This is a genomic window from Mastigocoleus testarum BC008, from assembly GCF_001456025.1.
GTDB lineage: Bacteria > Cyanobacteriota > Cyanobacteriia > Cyanobacteriales > Nostocaceae > Mastigocoleus > Mastigocoleus testarum.
Genome location: NZ_LMTZ01000045.1, coordinates 141,736 through 163,641, shown reverse-complemented (window position 1 = coordinate 163,641; position 21,906 = coordinate 141,736). Strand labels below are relative to the sequence as shown.

16 protein-coding genes and 1 pseudogene are annotated in these 21,906 nt (G+C 36.0%); 9 read left to right on the top strand and 8 right to left on the bottom strand.

What is annotated here, in order from left to right; genetic code table 11:
• Nucleotides 1-47 precede the first annotated feature (47 nt).
• The 3 genes from hpsO to BC008_RS09000 all read left to right on the top strand — a co-directional run bounded on the left by hpsO (nucleotide 48) and on the right by BC008_RS09000 (nucleotide 3,458).
• Nucleotides 48-1,223, top strand: coding sequence for a hormogonium polysaccharide biosynthesis glycosyltransferase HpsO (gene hpsO, locus BC008_RS09010; RefSeq protein WP_027842236.1), 1,176 nt, complete (start codon nucleotides 48-50; stop codon nucleotides 1,221-1,223).
• 69 nt (nucleotides 1,224-1,292) lie between these two features.
• Nucleotides 1,293-2,507, top strand: a complete 1,215-nt coding sequence (gene hpsP, locus BC008_RS09005) for a hormogonium polysaccharide biosynthesis glycosyltransferase HpsP (RefSeq protein WP_027842237.1) — start codon at nucleotides 1,293-1,295, stop codon at nucleotides 2,505-2,507.
• Between the two features lie 543 nt (nucleotides 2,508-3,050).
• Nucleotides 3,051-3,458, top strand: coding sequence for a response regulator (locus tag BC008_RS09000; protein WP_027842238.1), 408 nt, complete (start codon nucleotides 3,051-3,053; stop codon nucleotides 3,456-3,458).
• 352 nt (nucleotides 3,459-3,810) lie between these two features.
• Here the strand turns inward: BC008_RS09000 and trmB are convergent, their stop codons facing one another.
• Nucleotides 3,811-4,449 carry a tRNA (guanosine(46)-N7)-methyltransferase TrmB gene (trmB, locus tag BC008_RS08995; RefSeq protein ID WP_027842239.1) on the bottom strand — a complete coding sequence of 213 codons (639 nt, stop codon included), beginning with the start codon at nucleotides 4,447-4,449 and terminating at the stop codon, nucleotides 3,811-3,813.
• 464 nt (nucleotides 4,450-4,913) lie between these two features.
• On the opposite strand from trmB, the gene BC008_RS51210 reads away from it, so the two are divergent.
• Nucleotides 4,914-6,167 (top strand): metallophosphoesterase family protein, encoded by a 1,254-nt coding sequence (locus BC008_RS51210; RefSeq protein ID WP_082650518.1) that lies wholly within the window; start codon nucleotides 4,914-4,916, stop codon nucleotides 6,165-6,167.
• On the opposite strand, the pseudogene BC008_RS08990 reads toward BC008_RS51210, so the two are convergent.
• Nucleotides 6,162-7,232 (bottom strand): annotated as a pseudogene (locus tag BC008_RS08990) (FIST signal transduction protein); the annotation flags it as partial. The gene BC008_RS51210 and the pseudogene BC008_RS08990 overlap by 6 nt on opposite strands.
• Nucleotides 7,233-7,673: 441 nt before the next feature.
• Between BC008_RS08990 and BC008_RS08985 the strand changes: the two are divergent.
• The 4 genes from BC008_RS08985 (at nucleotide 7,674) to guaA (ending at nucleotide 11,741) form a co-directional block, all read left to right on the top strand.
• A complete protein-coding gene (locus tag BC008_RS08985; protein ID WP_027842240.1) occupies nucleotides 7,674-7,895 on the top strand; it encodes a Calvin cycle protein CP12 in 222 nt (73 codons plus the stop codon).
• Nucleotides 7,896-8,341: 446 nt separating this feature from the next.
• Entirely contained in the window at nucleotides 8,342-8,932 is a 591-nt protein-coding gene (locus BC008_RS08980; RefSeq protein WP_027842241.1) for a DUF3177 family protein, read from the top strand.
• A gap of 253 nt (nucleotides 8,933-9,185) precedes the next feature.
• The gene (locus BC008_RS08975) at nucleotides 9,186-9,485 is read left to right on the top strand and encodes a DUF7734 family protein (RefSeq protein ID WP_027842242.1); all 300 of its coding nucleotides are present in this window, start codon (nucleotides 9,186-9,188) and stop codon (nucleotides 9,483-9,485) included.
• Between the two features lie 633 nt (nucleotides 9,486-10,118).
• Nucleotides 10,119-11,741, top strand: a complete 1,623-nt coding sequence (guaA, locus tag BC008_RS08970; protein ID WP_027842243.1) for a glutamine-hydrolyzing GMP synthase — start codon at nucleotides 10,119-10,121, stop codon at nucleotides 11,739-11,741.
• Between the two features lie 538 nt (nucleotides 11,742-12,279).
• Here guaA and BC008_RS08965 read toward each other — a convergent pair.
• The 6 genes from BC008_RS08965 to BC008_RS08940 all read right to left on the bottom strand — a co-directional run bounded on the left by BC008_RS08965 (nucleotide 12,280) and on the right by BC008_RS08940 (nucleotide 20,995).
• A complete protein-coding gene (locus BC008_RS08965) occupies nucleotides 12,280-13,176 on the bottom strand; it encodes a cation diffusion facilitator family transporter (RefSeq protein WP_027842244.1) in 897 nt (298 codons plus the stop codon).
• A gap of 702 nt (nucleotides 13,177-13,878) precedes the next feature.
• Nucleotides 13,879-15,306, bottom strand: coding sequence for an amidase (locus tag BC008_RS08960; RefSeq protein WP_027842245.1), 1,428 nt, complete (start codon nucleotides 15,304-15,306; stop codon nucleotides 13,879-13,881).
• 534 nt (nucleotides 15,307-15,840) lie between these two features.
• Entirely contained in the window at nucleotides 15,841-16,668 is an 828-nt protein-coding gene (gene map, locus BC008_RS08955) for a type I methionyl aminopeptidase (protein WP_027842246.1), read from the bottom strand.
• Between the two features lie 250 nt (nucleotides 16,669-16,918).
• Entirely contained in the window at nucleotides 16,919-19,603 is a 2,685-nt protein-coding gene (locus BC008_RS08950) for a M16 family metallopeptidase (RefSeq protein ID WP_058183443.1), read from the bottom strand.
• 386 nt (nucleotides 19,604-19,989) lie between these two features.
• The gene (locus BC008_RS08945) at nucleotides 19,990-20,433 is read right to left on the bottom strand and encodes a VOC family protein (RefSeq protein ID WP_027842247.1); all 444 of its coding nucleotides are present in this window, start codon (nucleotides 20,431-20,433) and stop codon (nucleotides 19,990-19,992) included.
• Nucleotides 20,434-20,485: 52 nt separating this feature from the next.
• Complete coding sequence (locus BC008_RS08940) at nucleotides 20,486-20,995, bottom strand: TIGR02652 family protein (protein WP_058183442.1); 510 nt, start codon at nucleotides 20,993-20,995, stop codon at nucleotides 20,486-20,488.
• A 282-nt stretch (nucleotides 20,996-21,277) separates the two neighbouring features.
• Here BC008_RS08940 and BC008_RS08935 point away from each other — a divergent pair, with 282 nt between their 5' ends.
• Nucleotides 21,278-21,811, top strand: coding sequence for a gamma carbonic anhydrase family protein (locus BC008_RS08935; RefSeq protein ID WP_027842248.1), 534 nt, complete (start codon nucleotides 21,278-21,280; stop codon nucleotides 21,809-21,811).
• Nucleotides 21,812-21,906: the final 95 nt, after the last annotated feature.

Here is a 21,906-nt window from a genome sequence, read left to right as displayed (position 1 = left end):
GTTGTGTCACACTTTACTAACGCCAATAGCTAATCTCCAAGATATAAATGAAAATATTAGTAGCAAGTCATACTTATATCGTTAATCTGAATAGTGAAAAGCTACGAGCTTTATCTAAATTAGCACCAGATATTGAAGTAATAGTTGTAGTACCAAAACGTTGGAAACCTGGTGGAGTACAAAAAAAAATTATTGAAGCTCAATATTATGAAGAAGATTCATTTCGTATAGTTCCCATTACTAACTTCAGTCAAAATCACCAAGGTTTGTTAACATTTGGAACCGATTTAATTCAACTTATCCGTAAGTTTAATCCTGATATTATTCAAGTAGAGCAAGGTTCGAGGGGATTAGCTTATGCAGAAATGATTACTTTAAATAATTTATTAGGAATAAAAGCAAAAAATATATTCTTTACCTGGTGGAATCTCCCATATCAGTTAAATTTACTAGCTAGTTTATTAGAAAAATATAATCTCAAATATAGTCATGGAATTATTTCTGGAAATCAGGATGGAGCAGAAATTCTTCGTCAGCGTGGTTATCAAGGTTTAATTAAAGTGATGCCGCAATTAGGTGTAGATGATACATTATTTAAACCTAATCTACAGCCAGAATTAAAACAACAATTAGGTGTTACAGATAAAGATTTTATAATTGGTTTTGTTGGTAGATTTGTTCAGGAAAAAGGGATACTAACATTACTCAAATCTTTAATCAGTATCAAGGATAAACCTTGGAAGTTTTTATTACTAGGAAGAGGTGAATTAAAATCAGAAATTATCAGTCAAGCTAAGGAAAATAATATTCAAGACCGAATAATTTTAGTTGAAAGTGTTCCCCACCACGAAGTTTGTAACTATATCAACTTAATGAATACTTTAGTTCTACCTTCTGAAACTACGTATAAGTTTAAAACTTTAACTTCTGTAGGTTGGAAAGAACAATTTGGTCACGTAATTATTGAAGCAATGTCATGTCAAGTACCTGTCATTGGTTCTAATTCTGGAGAAATACCTCATGTAATTGGTGATGCAGGTTTGGTATTCCCAGAAGGTGATGTCAAAGCACTTGCAAACTGTTTATTGCAACTAATAGAAAAACCTGAATTTGCCCAAAATATTGGTTTGATGGGTTACACCAAAGTTATCGCTCAATATACTAATAAAGCTTTAGCAAAACAACAATTAGAGTTTTACCAAGAAGTTATTAGTAATGGGTAATTAGGGATTGGGGATTGGAAGGATTAAAGGAATAATACGAATAACAATAATAAGTAAGTAAATAGAATAATGCGAATACTTCAAATAGTTCCTTCAATTTCCCTAATTTATGGTGGTCCTAGTCAAATGATACTAGGATTAGCACCTGCATTAGCACAACAAGATATAAAAGTAACTGTTATTACCACTAATAGTAACGGTGATACTGGTCAAAAAGGTCTCGACGTACCTTTAAATAGAGCAATAGAACAAGATGGTTATGAAATAATTTATTTTAAATGTGCACCATTTCGTCGCTATAAGTTTTCTATTGATTTGTTCAGTTGGTTAAATCGTCACGCTCATGAATTCGATTTAGCCCATATTCATGCTTTATTCTCACCAGTTAGTAGTATTGCTGCGAAAATTTGTCGTCATCATAAAATACCTTACATATTACGTCCCTTAGGAACTCTAGACCCTGCGGATCTACAAAAGAAACAAAAATTAAAAAAGTTTTATGCAGCGGTTTTAGAGTCTTCTAATTTAGGAAATGCTGCTGCAGTTCATTTTACTAGCGAACAAGAAGCAAAAGTCTCGGAACGATTTGGAAGAGTAACAAAAGATTTGGTACTTCCTTTAGGGGTCGCTAAATTAGAAGAGAAATATAGTGAAGTGATTCACTATGAGAGAAAAAAAATTATCCTAGATAAATATAATATTTCTGGAAATTTTCCTTTAATATTATTCATGTCTAGAATCGACCCAAAAAAAGGTTTAGATATTTTAATTCCAGCTTTGGAAAAACTTTTATCAGAAAATTTAAAATTTCATTTTGTATTAGCAGGTACCAACCCGCAAGATCTAAGTTATGAACAAAAAATTAAACAACAGATTGAAGCTTCAGAACTAAAAAATTGTACTACCATAACTGGTTTTGTTACCGGAGAGTTGAAATCTGTATTATTACAAGCTGCTGATTTATTTGTTTTACCCTCCTACTACGAAAATTTTGGAATAGCTGTTGCTGAAGCAATGGTGGTCGGAACACCAGTTATAATTTCAGACCAAGTGCATATTTCCAATGAAGTACGCGATAGTAAATCTGGATGGGTATGTGAAGTAAATACAAAAGCTCTAGCAAATGTATTACGGGAAGCTTTAAGAAAGCCTGAAGAAAGACAGTACCGTGGTTTACAAGCACAGCAATATGCATTGCAGCATTATAGTTGGGATGCTATCGCCAGTAAAATAATTATGAAATATCGAGATATTATTAGCCAAAACAAAGTTCTGATTAGTTAAAACTCTAATTAATTAAAAATTTAGTTAATTAAATTGTAACTTTACACCCATAACAATCAATTTAATCTCGCCTTCACTATTTAGTTATCATATTTTTATATAGTTATAAATTTGAAGCATGATTACAATATTGGGTGTAAATAATAGTTAATTTTTTAATAGAAAAAGCCAGAGCAAATGCAACTGGCATTGAAGATTTACGAGTGATAGATTGTATGGGCAAGATACATTGATCTTATTTTGTTCAAGAAAAAAAGCAGTGATTAAAATCACTTTTGTTTACTTAATGCAGACAAGCTGCAAATAAAGTATTGATTAACACAAATAATCTAAATAAAATTCACTTTTGGAATTAAAAAGTATTGTAATTTCATAGTGATTTACGTCATTGTTTATCTATTGATTTCATAGAGAATGATTACAGGTAACTGAAGTAGATAATAATACTTTTAACTCTGTATTCTATTAACTCTGTATTCTATATTCAAAATAATGTGCAGAAGCATCTACAAAATTTTTACACTTCGTTTTTGATGCTTAAATATGACTTTTTCAGACAAAAATAATGAGATCAAACATATTCTTGTTTGTGATGATATCGTAGATAATTCACTCTTATTACAAGTTGTTTTAGTTGCTGCTGGCTATACAGTTGATGTTGCTTACAGTGGAAAAGCAGCACTTGACAAGATTGAATCGAAAATTCCCGACTTACTATTATTAGATTTTATGATGCCGGGAATGAATGGATATCAAGTTATTCAACATCTTAAACAGAACTCGACACAGTATTTTTTCCCTATTATTTTGATGAGTGCACATTCTCCTTCAGATATTGGTAAAGAATGTCTCGGAATGGTTGATGCTTTTATCTCTAAACCATTAGAGATTGAAAGATTGATCAATCTCATACAATCTTTAAGCTATCCAAAAGTATCAGTCAGCCATTAATACTAATATTTATGTGAAAGATATATGTGAAAAAGGTGAAATATATACTAGCAAATCAAAATATGAAGAGAAATTAAGACTAGTTTGCCAGAGTTTGCAGTATTTGTGATAAAGATCATCTCATTTTGTATCTGAGTATACCTGCCTTCAAAACAGATTTATGAAAAAATCAGACACATCACATTCATAATAAAACCCTAACAAGACCTTAATAACTGCCTTGACAAGACAAGGCAGTTTTTTGTGAGCAAAACATAGGATAAGCAAATACTCAATCTTGCCTTAAATAAATTTATGGGGAAAACCCTATAAAGTAATTCTAAATTTTTGATACTTTGTGCTTGTGTGCTATCTATTTCTTCTTTATAAATACAGCTCGATATACCGGCTTATCTTTTTCTAAAGTATATATTTCTCTTTCAGTTTGTATTGGTAAAGGATTTTCTGTCAGCCACCCCTGTTCATTTTCTCTATAGAAAGCCGGATGCTCGTTAAAGCGATCGCACATTTCCTGAGTAACAAACTCAATGTCAGATTGTAAAAATACCATACCTCCAGATACTAAATACTCAGAAATCTCATTAACTAACTGGGGCTGTACCATACGCCTTTTTGCATGGCGTTTTTTGAACCAAGGATCGGGGAATTGAATAGTCACCCGTTGTAAAACACCTTTAGGTAAAGAAGATAACATATCTCGTAATGGGTTGTTAGTGTTGGAAAACAAATAATGAAGATTGTTCAACCCCAAGGAATCTCGCCAATAATTGGCGTCATGAACTAAAGGTTCTCGAATTTCCAAACCAAGAAAATTCCAATCCGGTTCCACTTGCGCCATGTTCAATATAAATTTTCCTCTTGCACAACCAATATCGAGAAGCAGTGGTTGCTTTGGTTGAGCATAAATTTTCTCCCAATCAATCGCAGTAATTTTTTGTTGGTATTTGCGGGAAAGTGGATTTACATGTTGACGAACTCTGATTGCAGCCAAAATTTACATTCCTTTTTGCGACAAATTACATATTTATATATAAAAATTCAGTTTCACTTGCGATCGCAGAAATACTGCTTAGTTATATTTACTCTTAAAATTAGACAAATTCTTAATAGAGAACATAAATTATACTGAATTTCGAGTGGAGATGAAGGAGCAATTCTATATCAGTTTTGCTAATAACATCAGAATCATAATAGAAACTATTAGATTTTTATCTAAAAACAAAACATTAACTTTTGTCAATTCCACAGACCATACAACAAAGAATTAAAATACTTTCACTGACGCGTTCAAATGTCAATCAGTCGTAATTATGATTTAAGTGAATATGTTTTTCTTTGAGACTAAATATATACAAATATTAAGTTCCTGTTATTTGTACTATTACTGGTAAAGAAAGTTATACTCATTTAAAAAGCCTTTTAAAATTCGCATTTGAAAATTTTACTTATATTTCAATGACTCTTAAATTTCGGTTTGCCATTATCAGTGACTTACATATTGGACTTCCCGAAACAATTTGGGATCATCCGAGTAGATTTCACTTAGTGGAAGTGAGTATTCCAGCGTTCGAAAGCGCCCTCGAACATTTATCACAATTAAACCTTGATTTTTTATTGTTGCCAGGAGATTTAACCCAACACGGAGAAGCAAAAAATCATACTTGGTTACAACAAAAATTAAGTAAGTTACCTTTTCCTACTTACGTCATACCAGGAAATCATGATGTTCCCGTACTAGAAGCAAACGAACAATCCATAGCTTTTTCTACTTTTCCTAGTTACTATCGCAAGTTTGGTTACAGTGATACTGAAGAACTTTACTACACTTGTGAATTAATCCCTGGAGTTAGATTAATTGGTCTAAACTCCAACTATTTTAACGAACAAGGAAATCAGATCGGGCATTTAGGCGATGAACAATTACGCTGGCTAGAAAAAGTACTGACACAAGCAAAAAATGAGCTTGTTCTAGTGATGGTACATCACAACGTAATCGAGCATTTGCCCAATCAATCTCGTCATCCAATGGCAAATCGTTACATGTTGGATAATGCTCCAGATTTATTGGCTATTCTCCGACGCTACGGAGTGAAATTAATATTTACAGGACATTTACACGTACAGGATGTTGCTTACAATGAGGGAATATACGAAGTAACAACAGGTTCTTTGGTCAGCTATCCCCATCCCTATAGGTTGCTAGAATTCCATGAAGATAAATATGGCAGAGAATGGTTGCAGGTAATGTCCTATCGTGTCGAGTCAGTACCAGAATTTCCCAATCTGCAATACAGTTCCCGCAAGTGGATGGGCGATCGCAGCTTCCCTTTTCTTGTTAAGTTTCTGACATTGCCACCCTTAAATCTTCCGTTAGCTCAAGCAGAAGCAATGGCTCCCAGTTTACGGGAATTTTGGGCAAATATTGCTGATGGAGATACTTTATTTGATTGCAATCTGTTCCCAGCGAAATTTGATTGCGATCTGTTCCCAGCTAAAATTGGTAATTACTTTAAAAAATATGCTGCATTAGCTGAAGATGGCACCCTAAATCTGATTGATAACTGCAGTACTTTATTACTCTCCGGTTTGTCTGCAAATACCAAATACCGAGGTAAAACCATGCAGAAAAGTGTTACCGCCCACAGGACCAATTTCACCACTACAGAAAAAGCCAGCCAAAGGGATATCTTTAATGTAGCGTCTAAATAATTCAGAATCAAAATTGGGTTTACCGTAGAGTCCTTCTCCCCTACCCAAGCAAGAAAACATTAAAGCACAGGCTGCTTGACCTTTATTATCGGGCTGACTTTGGTATTGCTCTAGGAGTAACTCTAAATCCGAAGCAGAAGTCCGAGCATCCCGAATGTGAAATTGCAAGCGTTGTCCTCTGCGGACGCGATCGCCAATGGCGAGCGCTCCAGCGGAGGGGTCAACCCCCAATAATCTGCGAACTAAAAAGTCTCCTCGTCCCAAAGAAGATTTAAATTCATCCATCGCCACGCCCACATACAAGGAATTTTGCGCTAACACTCGTTCTTCTTCTGTAAGACTATCAATTAGATCGCGCAACACAATTAATGGGACTTGTCGATCTAATTCTAATATGATGTTACTATCACCCTTAGTAATTTGATAAGGCTGACCAATAGGTCGACACCCTTGGGCAACAATACTTTCTAGAATAATGTTCCCGCTTAAGGCAATACCTACAGTTCCTTCCCGATACAAGCGATCTTGATAAAAAAGTGCAACGCGACCGCCGATACTGGAACTTGCTTGTCCTCCGATAGTCACTGAACCAGGATAAGCAAAATCTAACCCTTGTAATAAATCATTAATACCAGCAGGATCGTGACCTGCAAATAAAATAAATTGGGGCTTAGAAGAAGGTGAAACATTAATTAAATCTACCCATTCATCCGGAGAACTATCTAAGTCCGGTAGTTCTTCAGCTATCAAGTGAAAAGGTTCGATTTCAACGTCTGGTAAGTAGGCTAATGTCAAGCTTAAAGCTGGCTCCGCTTCTAATTCTTGACTCACTCCTGATTTTGTCATCCCAATCACACCAGAAGCACTACAACCAATTAGTACCGGTACTGAGAGTTTTTCAGCAAGTAAAGGCATGAGTCGGGAATATTCGCTGGTAAATGCAGACGAAATGAAAACCAGTCCTAAATCTGCAGGCACTGCGAGCAAAGACGTTGCTTTTTCCACAACATCTGTAATTGCTGCTTCTAAGGAAGGACGGGTTGAGAGAGCATTTGCCCACCGCATTTTGTCTGACATTAATCTTAATTCCTCTTGCTTTATTTGAGGCTTTTACTTACTCTTTACTTCTCCCATAAAAGTATAAAATATATCCTACGGAAGACTTGCCAAGCATAAAAATCATAGTGTCTTGCCCCATTTAGGATCGAGCAGACATTTAATTTCTGGCTTGTCCTACAAATATAGTCCACAGACATTCTATTATTCATTTTTGATGAATAATAATTTATAAAAATATTAAAAGATCCAAAGGATGAAAACCTAAAAATAATTACCCTCAAAGTTCGGTAATGACTTATGTGAGCTAAATATGATGCCAATCTCACTTAGTAATAAATTACTAAAGGTCGTAGTCTGATTATGTAAAATGAAGACACATAGGGATATTAATTGCCTATGTAGGAATTTTTCTATACTTGTATTAACAACATAAAGGTAAGAAAAACAATGAGTGATATCCAGAATAAAATTAGTGAAGAGGTCAAACAAGCTCGTGAGGTTTGCGATACTTCCGGCGACAGTTCTGCAGAATGTGCAGCAGCTTGGGATGCAGTTGAAGAATTGCAAGCTGAAGCATCCCATCAACGTCAAGAGAAGCAAAAAACCTCTTTCGAAAAATATTGTGACGACAATCCTGAAGCTGCAGAATGCAGAGTATACGACGATTAGACCATATCAACTTTCAGCTTGTAATTTGAGTTTTTAGGCAGCAAACAACCTAAATAAATTATTCAGTGTGGGGGAATAATCCTGAACTCCCTAACATTGACTAATAACAGTTCATATTTTATATTCGCAAACAATAACCTCCTTTTGTTCTTGATTTTCGATCTGGAAGGGACAAAAGGAGGATTTATGTATTGCAAGTTATTTATTACAAATTACTTGTACATAAATCAATACCAAGTAAGGAATGTGCCATCTCCTAGGCAATAAAAGCGAATAAAACTTAAAATCTGTCAAAATTCTTCACTGAGCATCAAAATATCTTTGCCACAGTCAAATTACTGATTATTATATGTTCAGTTGTTAACTGGCTAGTAGCAAGGATTTGTAACGCTGTTAGCAAACAGCTACCGAGTCAGGTTTCCCGATTGATTGTCACTAAAAAAATTATGAATGACCTTTGGTTTACCGGGCTAGTGTGGATGGATTACCGACTAGCAGTATTGTTTACAGTAATCTTACCCCTGATTCTACTAGCTTGGGTATTTGTAGAGAAAGCAGAAGCTATGCAGCGCTTGTTAATTATTTACTGGCGCGTAGCAAGTTTGCTTTTAATTACCATTTATTTAATGATGGGTGGTCATGGAATAGCTTTCATTTCTGGACTCGCAGGACGAATCCTAATTCCAATTTCCCTGTGGTTTTGGGTAGACTTGAACGATGAGATTGAATATCAGCCTAATAGTCCCTTAAAACTGATTTTTTCTTCTTGGCGCTGGGCTATCACTTTATATTGCGTTTTGGGCGCGATCGCTACTTTACCTTTTTTGAATTGTGTTTCACCTGCAAACTTCAAGACAGATTTTTGTCAAGTCTGGTTACAAGCCCCATCAATTTTCAAAGAATATTTTCATCATGATAATGATGTAAGTGGTCTAGGAAATTTCGGTATTGTTGGTTTAACAATGTACATAGCTTATTTCTGCTATTTTGCATTTGTTAAGCTAAATAAGCGCGGACGTTCGGCAATTAAACAGTAATGCTTTTGAATTGGAATATCACCTGGAATATTACTTGGAATATTACAAAAATAGATCGTCTATTGAAGTTGGGAATTCCAAAACATAATTATTCAATATCTTCGCTTTTAAGAGCACTGTGCTCGGGCTAACATGGGTAACTATCTTCGCGCACATTATAGTTGGATATTTACCAGTTAAAAATTCCTTTGCTTCTATTTGGCATCTTATAGTCAGCTTGATATCTCCAATCCAAATTAGTTTTGAATTTTTTATGCAAGATACAATTGGTAAGCGGTTGGAAAAATATACCGCCAATTACCCCCAAGAAGTTTTACTTGTGTCAGTGAAAATTAACGGTGAAGAAGACCGAATAGCAATTTTTCGAGGATTCGCTAGTTCCTTAATGCGTCCGACCTCCTTCGACCCAGATATTCCCGTTTTGCCGGATAATGCAACCATAATCACCATAGATCGCCTTGAAAGTCCTTACAATCCCGAAACTCCTCGCTATATCGAACAAGGAATGTCCAGGGAAAACATGGAATCTTTACTATCATCTGTCGGAATTTAATATACCGAAAAAACTTTATACAGACTTAATTTAGAGGAATGGAGAAGGTAAACTTCAATATTCCTCATTTTTTACAGTTTGTCACTTATTAATTATCATCTTTATTGTCTTATGAATTACTTTACACTAATTTTGACAGTATTTGTGGGAAGCAAATGTAGTTTGTCAGTATTAAAAGAGACGTGATACGCCATATAAAACAACGTGATTTTAATAAAAATAATGTACTTTTGAGACAATAAAAAAAATCTTATTTACTTTGAGTAATACTACTCATACCCAAGTAGTAAATTAAGCTATTACTTGTTTTAATACCTTTGTCAAGATATTGTGAGAACTCAAACAAATTGCGTGTGACCGACAAAATTATGTTAACTTTATATGAATAATCACAAACAGTGAAAACCAATTAATAGTTTTTCGGTAACCACACCAGACTAAGTTTTTCTTCTTAATACCATTTATACGTATCTGGGTAAGAACAGACGCATGTGAGCATGTGTCTGCATGGTATCTAATACCATTGACAACGATTTAATACCATTAGCAACGCGAAAAGAGCGAAAAATGGTATTCAACTAAACCGAATAGCCACTATTTTTGTCATTCAATTCAACTCACACTCTCCCGATCATGACTACAGCGGTGACTCTACCAACAGAAGTGATGTCTCAAGAAGAAAAATCTTTGGGACAGGTAAATCGTCAAATGATTGTGATTCTCGACTTCGGCTCTCAGTATTCAGAACTTATAGCCAGGAGATTCAGAGAAACTCAAGTTTATTCAGAAGTTCTTTCTTATCGAACAACTGCAGCACAACTGCGCAAATTAAATCCCAAAGGGATTGTGTTTTCTGGTGGTCCTAATTCGGTTTATGACAAAAATGCTCCTAAATGTGACCCAGAAATTTGGAGTTTGGGTATACCTATTTTGGGAGTCTGCTATGGAATGCAGCTGATGGTGAAGCAACTGGGGGGAGAGGTTACAACAGCCGATTTGGCTGAATATGGTAAAGCATCTTTACATATAGATGACCCCACAGATTTGCTTACCAATGTGGAGGATGGCACAACTATGTGGATGAGTCATGGAGACTCCGTACAGAAAATGCCACCTGGATTTGATTTGTTAGCTCATACAGAGAATACTCCCTGTGCAGCAATTGCAGATCATGAAAGAAAGCTTTATGGAGTTCAATTTCATCCGGAGGTAGTACATTCCATTGGTGGTTCAGCTTTAATTTCAAACTTTGTCTTTCAAATATGCAATTGCAAACCAACTTGGACTACCGAGGCTTTTGTTGAGGAAGCTATTCGTGAAATTCGTGCCAAAGTTGGTCACAAACGGGTATTACTAGCCTTATCTGGAGGAGTTGATTCTTCTACACTGGCATTTTTGATGCATCGAGCGATTGGGGATCGGTTAACTTGCGTTTTTATCGATCAAGGTTTTATGCGTAAGTACGAACCAGAGCGTTTGGTTAAGCTATTTCAAGAGCAGTTTCACATTCCCGTAGAGTATGTAAATGCCCGCGAACGCTTTTTATCTGCTTTGAATGGAGTCACAGATCCCGAAGAAAAACGTCGGATTGTTGGACACGAGTTTATCCGTGTTTTTGAAGAAAGTTCCAAAGAATTGGGACCTTTTGATTATCTCGCACAAGGAACTTTGTATCCAGATGTAATTGAATCTGCTGACACAAACATGGATCCCGGAACTGGAGAGCGTGTCGCAGTTAAAATTAAGAGTCACCATAATGTGGGGGGATTACCCAAAGACCTGAGGTTCAAATTAGTCGAACCACTGCGCAAACTTTTTAAAGATGAAGTTCGTAAAGTTGGACGTTCTATTGGTCTACCAGAGGAGATAGTTCAACGTCATCCTTTCCCTGGTCCGGGTTTATCGATTCGCATTATTGGCGAAGTCACAGCCGAACGGTTAAATATTTTAAGAGATGCGGATTTAATTGTGCGTCAAGAAATTAACCGAAGAGGTCTGTATAACGAATACTGGCAAGCATTTGCTGTGTTATTACCAATTCGCAGTGTTGGTGTCATGGGCGACAAGCGTACTTATGCTTTCCCTATTGTCTTACGGATTATTACAAGTGAAGATGGTATGACTGCTGATTGGGCGCGGGTACCTTACGATGTTTTAGAAGTTATTTCCAATCGAATTGTTAACGAAGTGAAGGGTGTTAATCGTGTAGTTTTTGATATTACTTCTAAACCACCTGGAACTATTGAATGGGAATAGAGTTGATCGCTCAAATGTAACAAATATCTTCTTTAAGTTCGGAAGTCAGAATTAAAAATACAGAATGTAATTTGATTCTGATTTCCCAATTATTCCCAACAACCTATTGATTAATAGGTATTTCTCCTTATCTAGCTCGAATCAGTAAATTCTTCCGTAGAGTCGAATTATTGATTCATCTCTACGAAAGTTGTAGTTTGCAGATGTGTGGTTCAAACAAATAAAAACCGTAGCAAGCTGATATATTGCATTACTTACAAGAACTAAGAGCCAAACCTCTAGATCTCTTATTACCAGTTTTAAGCTGATAACAGAAGAATAGAGTTTTTATTCTTAGATTTTTTTATTCTTAGTAAATATGATGCAAGATATAATTTTAAGTGTACTTTGTGAGTGTGATTCGATTTTAATTACAAAGAATAAATCTTTCCATCAGAGATTGCACGTAATGCTTGAAAAGACTCAACATTGATGTAAGAATAATTGCTCACATTGTCAAAACCGCCAAATCAGAAATCATCAAATAGGAATTATCGAATCAGGAATCACCAAAAGTTATATGGTCAGTTTTATAGGTTGGTGGTTCAACATGAATCAAAATTCGTACTGGTCGAAAACGTTCTTCCAAACGAGATTCAACTTCTTCTGTTATGCGATGTGCGGTCTCTACATCGGGAGCATCCACAATTAAATGCATTTCAATAAAGATTTGACGACCAACCACTCCACGAGAAGCAATGTCATGACAATTGATAACTCCAGCAACGGAAATGGCTATGGCGTAAATATCTTCTGGTGCGATCGCCATCTCATCTACCAACCAAGGTAAATTATCTTTTAAAACTGACCAAGCACTGCAAAAAACTAATATTGCGACAGGGAAAGCTAAAACGATATCTAACCATTGATAACCAAGCCAAACACCAATCAAACCAGCAATAACTGTAATTGTTACCCAAATATCACTCATTGTATGCTTGGCATCTGCAATTAAAATTGGACTACCAACTCGTTTACCAACGCTGCGTTCGTAAAATGCCACAAAAATATTAATCCCTAATACAATTAGTAGAATCCATAATTGTGCTGGTGATATATTGACCGGCTGACTACCATGAATAATTCTTTCAATTGCACCTTGAATAATTTCAAAACAAACTATTCCTAGAAAACCAGCTATCCCTAATGCACCTAATGCTTCGAATTTCTGATGTCCGTAGGGATATTTGCGATCTGGTAAAGGTGAAGAGAAATAACTGGCAACTAGCCCTAAAATATTGTTGGCACTATCTGTGACACTATGCAATGCATCAGCAATTAAGCTCAGAGAGCCAGTTATTAGACCAACTCCGAACTTTAAGAACATCACAATTAAGTTGAGTATCAGAGTAATTATTAAAATTTTTTGAACTGTAGGGCGATTATCGTAATTCATAAAGTATTTTTTATTTTTAATAATTAGTATTTTGCACAGTTACTATCAGTGCCAAGGATAGAATTCTTGGCAATTTTTTATTCCAAGAACAAAAGAAATATTATTTATGCGATCAAGTATTTTCAGAAGATTACAAGAAAAGTAAGACTAGTAATTACTTTATTTGGTTAATGATTTTTTTTGTCAATTACTTCAAAGAATAACAAGTCTTAATGAGTGATTGATGATGCCCAAAGCAATAATTTATTCTTACAGTTGACTTCTTTAGAAATAAGAATTGATATAATTGTGGTGTATCAAATTTTATCATTAATAGTAATTTATAATTATTGTTTGAAATTAACTTTTACTATTTGATACATGATTAGATTTTTATTAAAATTATTGTGGAGAATAAAGTTTAGAATTTTTATTTTCTGATAATTAAACCTTAAGGAACGGAGACATCAATCAAATACTTCTTGTTAAATCGTATTTCTGAGTTTAATCGTACTTCTGACTATATTTATATATAAACTTGGTATCAAGAGAAACAAGATATTTTTCAGATAAATGCTAATTTAAAGGGGCGAATGTTGAAGGAAGAGCCACCAAGCACATCCATTTAGACAATCGCTTTCCATAATTTTCCTCATAACAACATTAGGCAGACAAAAAGTCTGCCTGTTTACTTGTATGCTGGATAATTGTTTGCAATATTAATCACTTCACGATGATCGATTGGCTATCACTTGCATATAGCTTTGGGCGGCGTTTGAGCCAAGGGTTAACCATTTCAAGTTGTGTTGCAAGAGCAATCAAAGTACTTTCTGCAGCAGGTTTTCCTACTAATTGAACTCCGATAGGTAAACCATTATTGTCAAGACCGACAGGAAGTGCGATCGCGGGTTGACCCGTAGCATTCGCTGGAGGACAGGGAGCGACCCAATTAACAATTTTCTCAAATGTTTCTTCTGGACTTAAATTAGACCACTCGCCCACACGAATGGGAGAATGTCTATAAACTGGTAATACTAAAACATCTACTGTATTGAAAAAGCTAATTATTTTACGTGCAGCAATTTGCATCTGGAATACTGCGTTAAGATATTCAGTTGCAGAATAATTTTGCTGAAACAACCACTGATTCATCGGTTGTAAAATTTCTACGGGAATATCCGAAGCAGCAGTTCCACTTTGCCAAATAATTTGAAAGGGTTGAACTAGATCGCTGAAATCAGGACATTTTTCTTCTACTATATGACCTAGTTCTTCTAAAAATTTAACTGTTTGTAAAACCCCTAGCTCACAATTAGCATCAACTTTGCCAAAGGGAGGTATATTTGTCGCAAAAGCAATTTTGAGTTGAACAGGTTGTACCTGAGTTGCTGCTAAAAATGATAACTCTGGTTCGGGTAACCAATACGGATCGCCATTTACATATCCGGACATTACGTCTAACAGCGCAGCCGCATCAGCGACAGTTCTTGCTAAAGGTCCATTTGTTGCAACACCACAAAAGCGATCGCCTCCTGGACCATTAGATATGCGACCCCGTGAAGGTTTAATTCCTACTATTCCACAACAAGCTGCTGGTCCCCGTATCGAACCACCACCATCAGAACCATGAGCGAAAGGAGCTAATCCTGCTGCTACTGCTGCTGCTGCACCTCCACTAGAACCACCAGGAGTATATTCTAAATTCCATGGATTTCTTGCTGGAGGAAAACCTTTTGATTCAGTGTAAGGGAAGGAACCTAACTCTGAGGTTGCAGTTTTCCCGATGGGAATCATTCCAGCTTGCTTAATTTTCAGGATGACAGCATCATCATATGTGGGAATATTATTTTTTTGTAACACTGCATTACCGAAACTACAGGAAACACCTGCAAGAGGATTCAGGTCTTTGATGGGAATAGGTAGACCAAATAATAGGGGTAAATCTTTTTTATTCCCTAATAAATCGGTTTTGATTTTGGCTGTTTCAATTGCTTGTTCAGCCATTACTGTTACATAACTCCCTAATTTCGGATTTAAAAGCTGGATACGTTCTAAATATATTTCCGTTAATTCCAGTGGCGAAATTTCTCCAGAATGGATTAATTTTGCTAACTCCAATGCTGGAGTAAAAACTAAATCAACTAGATTCATTGACTAAATTACCCTTAAGAAACAAAAAGCCCCAACCATCTAGAACATAAACTCAGTACTCAAGAACAATCATCAATTGAGTGGGAGAGGAAAATGTGAGGGGATGTGGGGAGAATAAGTAAGTATAAACTTTTTAAACTCTTTTTCTTCCACCTTTTCCGACTCTTCCTGTACTCCTTCACCTAAGCAGAGTTTTGGTATTACTGAATCAGTATTCTAGAGGGGGAATCTTATTTGCAACTATTTGCAACTATTTCGATTTTTTCTAAAAAAGAAAAATCAATTAACATATAAGTGTATTAGTACTTGTAGATGCACAATATTCTACAACCGAAAGACAAAACTTGGTTGTGTTTAGAATTTATTAATCATATTCAGCCGCAATTTTAGCTTGATTTAAATAAATGTGCCTAGGGTTACATATAGTACATATTCTTATAATGTGGCGGACTGGAATACCAGCAAAAATAAATAAGGCGAGCAACAGTGCTCACCTGGCAAAAATTAATTAATTTTGAGTAAATTTCTTTAAGTTTAAATTTTTGTTCTGTCTGTCAAAATTTCATAGCCAGTTTGTGTCACCAAAATAGTATGTTCAAACTGTGCCGAAAGAGATTTATCCACAGTAACTGCTGTCCACCGGTCAGATAACGTACGTGTATGTTTTGAACCAGCATTAACGATTGGTTCGATGGCTAGTGTCATTCCTGCACGCAACTTAACATTAGGCATTTCGCGAGTGCGGAAATTAAACACTGAAGGTTCTTCGTGCAAATTTCTACCTACACCATGTCCAGTAAAATCTTCTACTACTGCAAAGCCATTAGCTTTGACATGATCTTCAATTGCACCAGCAATATCCATTAAATAATTTCCAGCTTTAACTTGCTCAATACCTTTATAAAGGGCTTCTTCAGCAACCCGAATCAATTTTGCTGCATCTGGAGTTACTTCTTCAACAGCAATGGTGATACAGGAATCGCCATGAAAGCCTTGGAAAAAAGCACCTGTATCAACTTTTAAAACATCCCCGGAGCGAATTACTTTTTTGGCGCTGGGAATACCATGTACGACTTCATTATTGATACTGGAACAAATGGAAGCGGGGAATCCATGATAACCTTTGAAACTGGGTGTAGCACCCATTTCCCGGATACGTTTTTCCGCATGAGCATCCAAATCAGCGGTTGTCATTCCTGGCTTTACCAACTCAGAAATCTCTTTAAGTACAGTTGCGACAATTTTCGCGGACTGTCGCATAATTTCAATTTCTCGTGGCGATTTAATTTCTATTCCTCGACGTTGGCGCTTGGGACGGCTATCTTGAGTTGGTTGAGAAAGCAGGTTGCTAAGAATGTTCATGGGGAAACTAATAATTAATTACGCTTTGCAGCTAGGTTTTTCAGTAATTCTTCTGCGAAGAATGAAGCAACAATATCTATATTTAAGTTAACTTATTTTATGATTTGCTTGAAGCTGTAATACCAAGTGCTAATGCCCTAATTTTGCCATGGTGAAATGAATTTTGCCAGAACACTGGTGATAAATGATTCTAGTATGCAGTGGGTAATGTTAGCGATTTTGCAAATTAGTGCAGCTAGAGGTTAGGAAATCAATCTTCAATGATTTCGGGACCAGCAGTGACTATAACAATTTTATCTGGCTGAATTAAGTTTCGTGCTGCCTGATTTACTTCAGTGAGATTAACAGCATTAATTTTTTCGATGTAGGTGCGCAGTTCTTCTTTGTCTAAATCATAAATTTCATTTTTGAGTATTCTATGGGCTAATTCTTCTGGGTTAGCTAGGGAAACATTATAATTACCGATCGAATTACGTTTTGCTGTTTCTAGCTCTTTTTGTGTTACTCCTTTTTGGTGAACTTCTTCTAAAACTTGGAGAGTTTTGGCGATCGCATCTTTAGCGTTTTCTGGATTAGTTTGCATTTCGATCAAAAAAGTCCCAAAGTTTTTCCTCGCCAAAAAGCTGCTATAAATTCCATAAGTTAAACCTTGGCGATCGCGAATTTCTGTACCTAAACGACTCGATAGGGTATCACCCCCTAAAATCTGGTTCAAAACTATCGCGGCGTAATATTGAGGGTCTTGACGCTTGATAGTTGTATTACCAATGTATGTAATGGATTGGGTTTTACCAGGAACTACAGGATTTAAATTAATAATTTTTTGTGGCGCTGAAATATCTGGATACTCTACAATTGGAGCCTCACCTTCGGTTTCCCAATCACCAAGTTCAGTAACAATTAGCGATCGCATTTCTTCTGGAACAAAGTTTCCCACCATCACCAATATTGTTCGGTCTGGACGATAGTATTTTTGCTTAAATTCAATTACATCTTTTTGTTGAATTTGCTGCAAACTTTCTACAGTTGGGAAAGCATGTAGCGGATGTTCCTTAGGGTAAATGGATTGAACAAAAGTTTTCTTTGCTACTTCGGTTGGTTCGTCACTTTCTTGTTTTAAACCAACCAAGGCTTGTTGAAAGCTGAGTTGCAATTCTTTTTGGGGAAAAATTGGATTTTGAAGTATATCCCCTAGGGTTCTTAGTAATACATCTGAGTCATTGGCTAAGCTATCACCTTGAATTTGCACACCTTCACGGAAAGCTTGAAAATCAAGACTAGCGCCATTATCATCCAGTATTTTAGCAATGGTTAAAGCATCTTTTGTTTTTGTCCCATTGACTAAATTTTCTGCGACTAAGGATGCTAAACCTGACATATTCTCTGGGTCGAATTCTGAACCAGCTTTGATATATCCTGCAAGGGTAATGGTTGGGGTACTATTATCAGCCAAAAGCAAGACTTTCAAACCATTTCTTAAGGTAAATTCTTCTGGTAACTGACTAGCTAGAGAAATATTTATACCATTTAATGGAGGTAAATACTTGACGACATCTGCAAATTCTACGACTTTTTGATGAGAAAATTGCTCCGTCAGTTTTGTTGATTTATGAGTATTATATTTCCCTGTGCTTCTATTTTGTAACAGTGTTTGAGTTGGTTCAAAAAAACCTACAGTTCTTTGTGTTTGCTGGAAGTATTTTTGTGCTACTAGCTGTACGTCAGTAGCACTTACTCGCTTAATTGCTTCCAGATAATAATCCATATAATTATAATCGCCAGCGACTATCTCATCGTTGGCTAGCTGCATTGCTTGGGAAGTGATATCACGGTTATCTAAAATTATTGCTGCTTCTAATTGTGCTTTTGCTCGTTTTAGCTCTTGTGGCGTTGCCTCTCGCTCTGATAATTTAGCGATTGTATCAGTTAATAAGAAATCGATTTTACTCAAATCTTGTTCGGGATCTGCTGTTATTAATAATTCATACCAACCTGTATCAATTAAATTCACTACGGTACTTTCTAAGTCTGTAGCAATCCCAGTTTCGATTAATCTTTGCTCTAAGCGTGAGTTTCGACCCTCAGTCAAAATATAATCTAAAACATCTAAAACTGGAACGTCTGGATGATTAATATCTACTAAAGGATAAACAACTTTTAATAGTCCAGTTGCTCCAGGTTCGCGCAGTAGAATTTTCTTTGGTGGTACTCCACTATTTTCAGAAATGAAAGTCTTAGAATTACTTGTAGAATTTTCTTGGTTTTCAAATTCAAGATCTAAATAATCTTGATTTACATGCTGAGGAATTTTGCTGTAGATTTCCTTCACGCGACCAAGAACTTCAGGAGTATCAAAATCTCCAGCTATGACCAAAACTGCATTATTAGGACTATAGTATTGGTGATAATAATCTTCTATTTGTTCAATAGTGAATTTTTCTACGTCTGCTTCCGTACCACCCACGGGTAAGCCATAGGGATGATTGGGAAACGCTTGCTGCATTACTGAACGCTCAAGACGATACTCTGGATCGTTTTCATAGCCTTGTAACTCAGAAATAACAACTTTTTTTTCACTAGCTAGAGATTCTTCACTCATTAGAGCATTTTGCATTCTATCTGCTTCCAGAATTAACAGGGCTTCCAACTTATCCCGTTCTGCTGTACTGTAGTACGCCGTTAGGTCGTAACTAGTGAATGCGTTCGAGTCACTACCTAAAGCACTAAACAATTTTCCAAACTGAATTGGACGATTTTTAGTGCCTTTAAACATCATATGTTCTAACTGATGCGTGATTCCACTTACGCCAGGTTCTTCATTACGGGAACCGACTTTGTACCAAATCTGCACAGTTACGACTGGTGCAGTATGTACTTCTTTTGTTAGAACAGTAAGACCATTATCTAATACTGTTTTTTTGACCTTTTCTGTCACTGATAATAATAATGAAGTTTTTTGAAACTGTAATACTTTGATATTTTTGAATATTTAGCTCTGAAATATTCAATCTCGGAAAATCTATTCTATAACATTTAATTGACTTGGCAATTAGTCATGAGTTGTTAAATCACAAAAAATAATATAACCATCATGGTACGGGAAAAATTACAAATTTAGAACGATAAATTCCGCACAGAAACTTATTGAACTTCGCCACAAAATTAATACTCTTGAATAGTAGTTAATATCTCTGTAAATATATCACTTCAATAATGCTAAAAAGATACTGGCAGTAATTATGGAAATCATAATTCAGTACAGGTCAAATAAACATAAATCAATATTCGTATACATCGAAATTTAGACGTGCTGTCTCATTTTTAAGTCATTTTCTTCAGTAGTCTGATGAATTCCAATGGTAACCCGTCAGCATCAGCAATAAAAGTTACTTCGTAAATACAACTACCAATTTGCTGTTGTGTTGGTTCTAAAAGTACAACCAAGGGTTTTAATAATTGAGAATCCTGTTCTACACCCACCACAAAACGTTTTTTTAAATCAGTCAACCAGCTAGGTAGGTCGGGAGTACTTTGAGTAAGATCGAAAGATAAGTGATAGTAGCCTACATAATGTTCATCTCCAAATGCATCTGCTGCTGGTTTGGGATTGGGAATTTCAATTAGCTCTAGTCTGCTGTCAAGTCCTTCAAGCCAACAAGCAAGGGTATAGCCCGTACTGAAGCGTTCGCAGACTTCAAACCCCAATTGTTCGTAAAAGGCGATCGCCCGATGAATATTAGCCGTCCTAATAGAAGCGTGATGCATTTCTACACTGAAAGTAACTATCTTAACCCATTACCCCCATTCCCCATTAAAGCTAATCAAACAACTTGAAGTAAGGGTAACGTACTGGTACACCCGGCTCTTTTTCCAAGTCAAAATTGATCACATTCCAACGTGGTTCTTCTTGGGGGTCAGGGCTAAAATCAACTGGTAAACCATAAAGTCGCCCTGAAGCTATCTCCGACTGTCCAGAACGCCAGGGGCTACTGCGCTCCAAATAGCCACTCATGAGTTCTTGATATCGAGTAGCAATAATTACTTTAGTTGCTCTATAGCCCTGAGTATAAAGTTTGTCTAGTGCTTCATGGATTTCAAACCTAATACCATCAGGATGGGTATGTTGTCTAAACCATTTGGAATTCCATCTTCGCCAGTGACGACCTGACTGCAAATGAATTAATTCTTTGGTTTCTGGGTTTGCTTCAAAAGCTCCATGACGAGGACATAAATAAGTATCAGTAAGTGTCAATGCCGGGATGGTTTGATGGCAGTGGGGACACTTTATTTCGGGGCCGAATATTGGATACTGTAAACCTGGTTTCATTGTGAAGTGGGTAAAAATATATTCATTACTTATATAGAATCTCGGTTTAAAATGATACTCTTATTTGGTTCGGAGAGATACTTAGTTAATGACTATTTTTAAAATCACTAATTTTAGAATCATTATTTTAAAATCATTAATTTAAAATCATTAATTTTAGAATCACTATTTCGAGATTTAAATTGGATTCAAATATAACGCTATGATACCCTTTTAAAGTCTACCAGCCTTATATGGTTGGAATTCTTTCAGTATTTCTGAGTACCTTAATTCTATTCTATCGTGTCTCTTCCTTCCTACTGGTTTTCTCCTGACATTTCTCAAGCAACCTTCGTCGCTAAAAACGCAGTTGTTGTTGGTTCAGTGAAAATTGCATTCGGGGCTAGCATTTGGTATGGAGCAACGATCCGAGGGGATGTTGAAATCATTGAAGTTGGTGAATTTACTAATATTCAAGATGGTGCGATATTACATGGAGATCCTGGAAAACCAACTATCTTAGAAGATTACGTCACTGTTGGACATCGCGCTGTCATACACTCCGCTCACATCGAACGCGGTAGCCTGATAGGGATTGGAGCTATAGTTCTTGATGGAGTACGAGTAGGTACTGGTAGCATTATTGGTGCAGGTGCTGTAGTAACAAAAAATGTACCACCTCACTCATTAGTTGTTGGCATCCCTGGAAAAGTTGTACGACAAATTTCTTCTACTGAAGCGGCTGAATTAATTGAGCATGCAGAAAAATATCAAAAACTAGCTTTAGTACATGCTGGTAAAGGTACTGACCTTGGTTTTATAAAGAATGGGGATTAGGGACTGGCGACTGGGGATTAAGAATTAGCGAACAGGGAGGATCAAAGCGATTAATGATGTATAACTGGATCCTTTTGTTATAAAATCATATTGGG